The organism is Nocardioides sp. (assembly GCF_014360585.1).
Taxonomy (GTDB): domain Bacteria; phylum Actinomycetota; class Actinomycetes; order Propionibacteriales; family Nocardioidaceae; genus Nocardioides.
The window spans coordinates 1-5,470 of the sequence record NZ_JACIXG010000144.1 but is presented as its reverse complement, the minus strand read 5'-3'; the positions used below and the strand labels follow the sequence as shown (position 1 = coordinate 5,470).

Sequence of the window (5,470 nt, the reverse complement as noted above, 5' to 3'; positions counted from 1 at the left end):
CAGCACTCGAACAACGAAAGAGATTCTCATGAGCACCACGACATCACCCCGCCACGCGGAACCGCCGCCACGCCAGACCCCGCCTCTCGGCAACAAGGTGGGACCTCTGGGCCGACTCGGCGTGTGGGTCACGGCCCACACGCGACTTGTCACCGTGGCCTGGCTGCTGGCCATCGTCGGCCTCGGCGCGTTCGCGCCACAGGTCGAGCACAACCTCTCCGGCGCCGGCTGGCAGGCCAACGGCTCGGAGTCCGTCCAGGCGCGCGAGCTCGCCCGCGACCACTTCGGCGGCAACGCCTCCTCCGCGATCCAGGTCGTCGTACGCTCCACCGACGGGCCGGTCACCGAGGGCGAGGGCAAGGACGTCCTCGCCAAGGTCACCGGCATCCTCGAGGACGAGCCGCGGATCGCCGACGTCGTCGCGCCGATGCCCGGCGCCACGCTGTCCCAGGACGGGTCCACCGCCATCGTGCTAGCCGGCGCCGGCGCCGACACCAACGAGATGGTCCGCGTCGCCACCGACCTCAAGGAAGAGCTGCAAGACCTCTCCACCGACACCGTCGAGGTCAACCCCACCGGGTCCTCGCTGCTATGGAGCGACTTCAACGAGGCCAACCTCGACGCCATGCTCAAGTCCGAGCTGATGTCGTGGCCGGTGACCCTAGCCATTCTGGTGCTCGCCTTCGGCGCCCTCGTCGCCGCCGGACTGCCACTGGTCCTCACCCTCGCCGGGCTCGTCGCCTCCGCCGGCTCCCTGGTCCTCATCAACGAGCTCGTGCCCGTCTCCATCTGGGCGATGAACTTCGCCATGATGTTCGCCCTCGCGCTCGGCATCGACTACGCCCTCTTCCTCGTGGTCCGCTACCGCGCCGCCCGAGCTGCCCGCGCCAACAGCGACCGCACCGACATCCTCGGCAAGCAGTGGGCGATCGCCCAGACCATGGACACCGCCGGCAAGGCAGTCCTGCTCTCCGGCTTGACGGTGCTGATCTCTCTGTCCGCGGTGATGCTCGTGCCCTCGCCGTCCTTCCGGTCGATGGCCGGCGGCATCATGCTCTCGGTGGTCTTCGTCCTTGCCGCGACCCTGACCCTGCTCCCGCTGGTGCTGTTCAAGCTCGACGACTGCATCAACAAGCTGGCGCTGCCGTGGGTCAGGGCGGGCGAGCACCGCTCCCCGAAGTTCACCGCATGGGGCGAGCTCCTCTGGAAGCGCCCCCTGGTCTGGGGTCTGGCGTCACTGATCGTGCTGCTGGCACTGGCCGCCCCGATCTTCGGGCTGAAAACCGCGATGCCCTCAATCAAGGTGCTGCCCGAGGACGCCTCCGCACGCGTCGGCTATGACCGGGTCCAGGAGTCGTTCGGCGAGGGCGCTCCGGGCACCTTGCAGATCGTCATGGCCTCCACCGATGCCGAGAAGGCCGCCACGGTGCTCGGCAACGACGGCGGCATCGCCGCCGCGATGCCGCCGATGCCTGCCACCGACGGCACCGACCTGGTGCTGGTTCAGGCCATCCCCACGGTCGACCCCTCCGACCCCGAGCTCGACCGGACCATTGACCGGCTCCGCGCCGATCTGCCGGACTCCGCACTGGTCGGCGGCGCCCCTGTGGAGAACCTCGACCTCAAGGCCCAGCTTGACGAGTCCACCCCGCTGGTCATCGGCGTGGTCCTGGTCCTCGGGTTCCTGCTGCTGCTGATCGCGCTTCAGGCGCCGCTGATCTCGCTGCTCGGCACCCTGGCCAGCCTGCTGTCGACCGCGGCCGCGTTCGGCGTGGCCCGCCTGATCTTTCAGGAGGGGTACGGCGCGGACCTGCTCGGATTCGAGTCCCAGGGGTTCCTCGACGCCTGGGCGCCGGTGTTCTTCTTCGCGATGATCTTCGCGATCGCCATGGACTACACGGTGTTCCTGCTGGCCTCGGCCAAGGAGCACTACGAGCGCACCGGTGATCCCAAGGACGCCATGGTCGGGTCCCTGGCCCACTCCGGGCGGGTCATCTTCGCCGCCGGCGCGGTGATGGTGGCGGTGTTCTTCACCTTCGCGCTCTCCGGGCCCATCCCGCCCAAGGAGATGGGCGTCGTACTCGGCATCGCCGTCCTGCTCGACGCCTTCCTCGTCCGCTTGGTCCTGCTGCCGGTGATGCTCCGCCTCACCGGTAACGCCGCCTGGTACACCCCGGCCTGGCTCAAGCGGATCCTGCCCAACATCACCTTCGCCCACGACTGAGGCGCAACTGCCGGACCGGCCCCACGCTCGAACACCGGCGCCCTGCCAGGCGGACGGGAACGGCACCAGTGCCCCCGACGTCACCTCACTACCACCACATCGCAAGGAGAACACTCATGTGTCGCGCTACCACCTGCAAGACCTGCAAGAAGACCACCTGGGCTGGCTGCGGCCGGCACATCCACCGGGTCAAGGCCTCCGTGCCCGCCAGCCAGTGGTGCCCCGGGCACCCCGAGGCCGAACGACGGGGCGGCTTCCTCAGCCGGATCCTCGGTCGCTGAGTCGGAGGAAGGAGCAACGATGAACCTCGACCGTGCCATCTTCCTCCTGGCCGGGACTCTCACCCTCCTGAGCGCGTCACTGACGCTGCTCGTCTCGGAGTGGTGGGTGCTGCTGGCGGCCTTCGTCGGCCTGAACCTCCTCCAGTCTGAGCCGCCCCGGAGTTTCCGGAGGCCCGGTTTGGTGGCTCAGCCGGTCGGCGTGAGCTCGTTTCTTGCAGCGTAGTGGATCTGTTCGACCGTCACTGGTGGCAGATCCTGGACCGATTCGTGAGGCCGGTCGTGGTTGAACCAGTCGACCCAGTTCAGGGTCTCGATCTCGACGTGCTCAAGGCCGCGCCAAGGCCCCTCGGGGCGGATCAGCTCGGTCTTGTACAGGCCGATCTGGGACTCGGCCAGAGCGTTGTCGTAGGCATCGCCGACGGTCCCAACCGACGCGTCGACTCCGGCTTCGACGAGCCGGCTGGTGAACGCGAACGAGGTGTACTGGGCAGGTTCAAGGAGTCGATGCAACACCGGGTTGTTGGAGTGAGCGTATCTGCTCCTCGAAGACTTCAGCGGGCGTCTTCCAGCAGAGGACCTTTCTGGGCCGATTGTTGAGCGCGTACGCGACGGCCTCGAGTTCGTCGGCCGACCAGCGGGACAGGTCGGTGCCCTTGGGGAAGTACTGGCGGAGCAGACCGTTCGTGTTCTCGTTCGTCGGGCGCTGCCACGGTGAATGCGGGTCAGCGAAGAACACCCGTGTCCCGGTCTCCAACGCGAACTGCGCGTGGCCTGAGAGCTCCTTGCCGCGGTCCCACGTGAGGGTCTTACGCAGCTGGTTGGGCAGCCTGGTGATCGACGCTGTCAGCGCGGCGTTCATCGCGACCGCCCCGTAACCGCCAAGCGACAGACCGTTCTTGACCGGTGGCTTCTCGCCCCATCCCTCCAATCGCGGCAGGTGGACCAGGATCGTTGAGCGGCTGCTGCGCTCGACAAGCGTGCCGATTGCCGATCTTCCCGTACCGATGATCAGGTCGCCTTCCCAATGGCCGGGGACGGCACGGTCCTCGGCCTCGGCCGGGCGCTCGCTGAGGATGACATCAGCCGTGACATGCCCTTGGGGTTTGTTGCGAGAGCGTGATCTGGGCTCCCGCAACGCCCGCCCGGTGCGCAGGCACGCGACCAGTTCACGCTTGAGCGCGCCACGCCCCTCAATGAACAGGGCCTGGTAGATCGCCTCGTGGCTGATGCGCATGGATTCATCATCAGGGAAGTCGATCTTCAGGCGCTGCGAGATCTGCTCGGGGCTCCATGCCGTCGACCATCGTCGATCCTTGCGGTGGGGCTTGTTCAGTCCCTTCCACGGCGGCGGCGTGGGACCCGCAACGATCGTGCCGTCGGGCCCACTGACCTGTCCGGCAAGACGGTCCTGGACGTACACGCGCAACCGGTCATCGGTAGCAAGCTTGGAGTCCTTCGGCCGCGTGGCCGCCTGCTGCGCCTTCCACTGGGCCACCGTGGCCCGGTACTCCTGCTTCCCAGAGCGAGTGGCCGCGTTGCGACGCAGCTCGCGCGAAATCGTGCCCGGGTCCCGCCCAAGAGCGCGCGCAATCTCACGCACGCCCTTGTCCTTGGCACGCAGGATCGCGATCTCCTCGCGCTCCTCGAAGCTCAGGTAACGGCCTATGGGCTCGGCCAACGAGATCGGTGCCATGCCGCCAGCGTGGCGAAACCAGCGAGCCCCGACCGGCCACGACACGCCAACGGCAAGCGACGCCTCAACGGTCGTGACTCCCGTGGCGATGAGCCGCCAGAACTGCCGCTGGACCACCCGTGACGGATCCGGCCTCCCGGGCGAACGCATCGCCGGCCGCAACGCACGATCAGCTCGCCACTGTCGCCGTAGCCCTTCGGGCACATCGCTGGTCTTCTTGCTCCAGTCCGCAGTCGCCATCGTTGAACACCTCCAGAGTCAAGGTGTTGCGACGACCGATTGAATCCGCCCTGGCTGCCACGGTCCGAGTGCACGATGCAGCCGGCCACGCTCGCGCCCTCAGCAGCGCGCCGTGCGACGGCGGATTCCAGGGCGTTCACGGCCAGCCGGGACTTCATTCGGGCATCGATGGAGTAGCCCACGATCCGGTTGGCGTAGACGTCCTTGATCGCGCACAGGTAGAGCTTGCCCTCACCGGTGGGGTGCTCGGTGATGTCGGTGAGCCACAGCCGGTTCGGCGCATCAGCGGTGAAGGCCCGCTGGACCAGGTCGTCGTGCACGGGTGGACCCGTCTTGCCGTTCTTCGCGCGTTTCTTGCTGAACCTGCTCCACCAGCCGTTGCCCGAGCAGATCCGCCACACCGTCCGCTCACACACCCGGTGCCCGGCCGCTTTGAGCTCGTCGAAGACGAGCCGGTAGCCGAACTCGGGATCATCACGGTGGGCGTCGTAGATCGCGTTCGCCAAGTAGGCCTCGGCGAGCTCAGCTGCGGTGATGGGGTTCTTCAGCCACCGGTAATAGGGCTGACGAGCGATACCAAGGACCCGGCACGTCACCGTGACGGGGATCCCGTCAGCGGCGAGCTCACGGACGAGCGGGTACATCATTTTCCCGGGAGGTTGGCCTGAGCGAAGTACGCGGCTGCCTTGCGCAGGACCTCGTTCTCCTGCTCCAGGAGCCGGATCCGCTTCCTCGCCTCACGCAGCTCAGCAGACTCTGCCGGCGACCCGCCGGGCCGGCCGTTCCCGGACGAGCCAATAGCACTGGCTTCCTCGTCCTGGGCCAGCCAGCGTTGCAGACACGATGTCGAGACACCGAAGTCTTTGGCTACCTGCGCGATCGTGGAATCAGACTCCTTGAAGACCCGGACCACGTCCTCGCGGAACTCCTTGGGAAACGCCTTGGGCACGATGTACATCCTTCCAGCAGCGACCCACGTCGCCACAGATCAGATGTCACCTATCCGTGCAGCAGTCCCCAGCCCTGTGGGCC

General features: G+C 67.2%; 5 protein-coding genes and 2 pseudogenes. 3 read left to right on the top strand and 4 right to left on the bottom strand.

Features of this window, described 5'->3' with window-relative positions; translation table 11 throughout:
* Positions 1 to 28 precede the first annotated feature (28 nt).
* From H5T77_RS25315 to H5T77_RS25305, 3 genes are all read left to right on the top strand, one after another.
* The gene (locus tag H5T77_RS25315) at positions 29 to 2,224 is read left to right on the top strand and encodes an MMPL family transporter (RefSeq protein ID WP_292653377.1); all 2,196 of its coding nucleotides are present in this window, start codon (positions 29 to 31) and stop codon (positions 2,222 to 2,224) included.
* Positions 2,225 to 2,340: 116 nt separating this feature from the next.
* Positions 2,341 to 2,505 carry a hypothetical protein gene (locus H5T77_RS25310; RefSeq protein ID WP_292653376.1) on the top strand — a complete coding sequence of 55 codons (165 nt, stop codon included), beginning with the start codon at positions 2,341 to 2,343 and terminating at the stop codon, positions 2,503 to 2,505.
* A gap of 19 nt (positions 2,506 to 2,524) precedes the next feature.
* The gene (locus H5T77_RS25305) at positions 2,525 to 2,728 is read left to right on the top strand and encodes a hypothetical protein (RefSeq protein ID WP_292653375.1); all 204 of its coding nucleotides are present in this window, start codon (positions 2,525 to 2,527) and stop codon (positions 2,726 to 2,728) included.
* On the opposite strand, the pseudogene H5T77_RS25300 reads toward H5T77_RS25305, so the two are convergent.
* The 4 genes and pseudogenes from H5T77_RS25300 to H5T77_RS25810 all read right to left on the bottom strand — a co-directional run.
* A pseudogene (locus H5T77_RS25300) lies at positions 2,692 to 2,994 on the bottom strand (integrase core domain-containing protein); the annotation flags it as partial. The gene H5T77_RS25305 and the pseudogene H5T77_RS25300 sit on opposite strands and share 37 nt — an antisense overlap.
* Before the next feature lie 4 nt (positions 2,995 to 2,998).
* The gene (locus H5T77_RS25295; protein ID WP_472850373.1) at positions 2,999 to 4,438 is read right to left on the bottom strand and encodes an IS30 family transposase; all 1,440 of its coding nucleotides are present in this window, start codon (positions 4,436 to 4,438) and stop codon (positions 2,999 to 3,001) included.
* A 14-nt stretch (positions 4,439 to 4,452) separates the two neighbouring features.
* Positions 4,453 to 5,082: pseudogene (locus tag H5T77_RS25815) on the bottom strand (IS3 family transposase); the annotation flags it as partial.
* Complete coding sequence (locus H5T77_RS25810; RefSeq protein ID WP_472850372.1) at positions 5,082 to 5,387, bottom strand: transposase; 306 nt, start codon at positions 5,385 to 5,387, stop codon at positions 5,082 to 5,084. The pseudogene H5T77_RS25815 and the gene H5T77_RS25810, both read right to left, overlap by 1 nt.
* Between the last annotated feature and the right edge of the window lie 83 nt (positions 5,388 to 5,470).

Coding starts and splice junctions, on each gene's coding strand:
- H5T77_RS25310 (WP_292653376.1), top strand. CDS start 2,341: ATGTGTCGCGCTACCACCTGCAAGACCTGCAAGAAGACCACCTGGGCT.
- H5T77_RS25305 (WP_292653375.1), top strand. CDS start 2,525: ATGAACCTCGACCGTGCCATCTTCCTCCTGGCCGGGACTCTCACCCTC.
- H5T77_RS25295 (WP_472850373.1), bottom strand. CDS start 4,438: ATGGCGACTGCGGACTGGAGCAAGAAGACCAGCGATGTGCCCGAAGGG.
- H5T77_RS25315 (WP_292653377.1), top strand. CDS start 29: ATGAGCACCACGACATCACCCCGCCACGCGGAACCGCCGCCACGCCAG.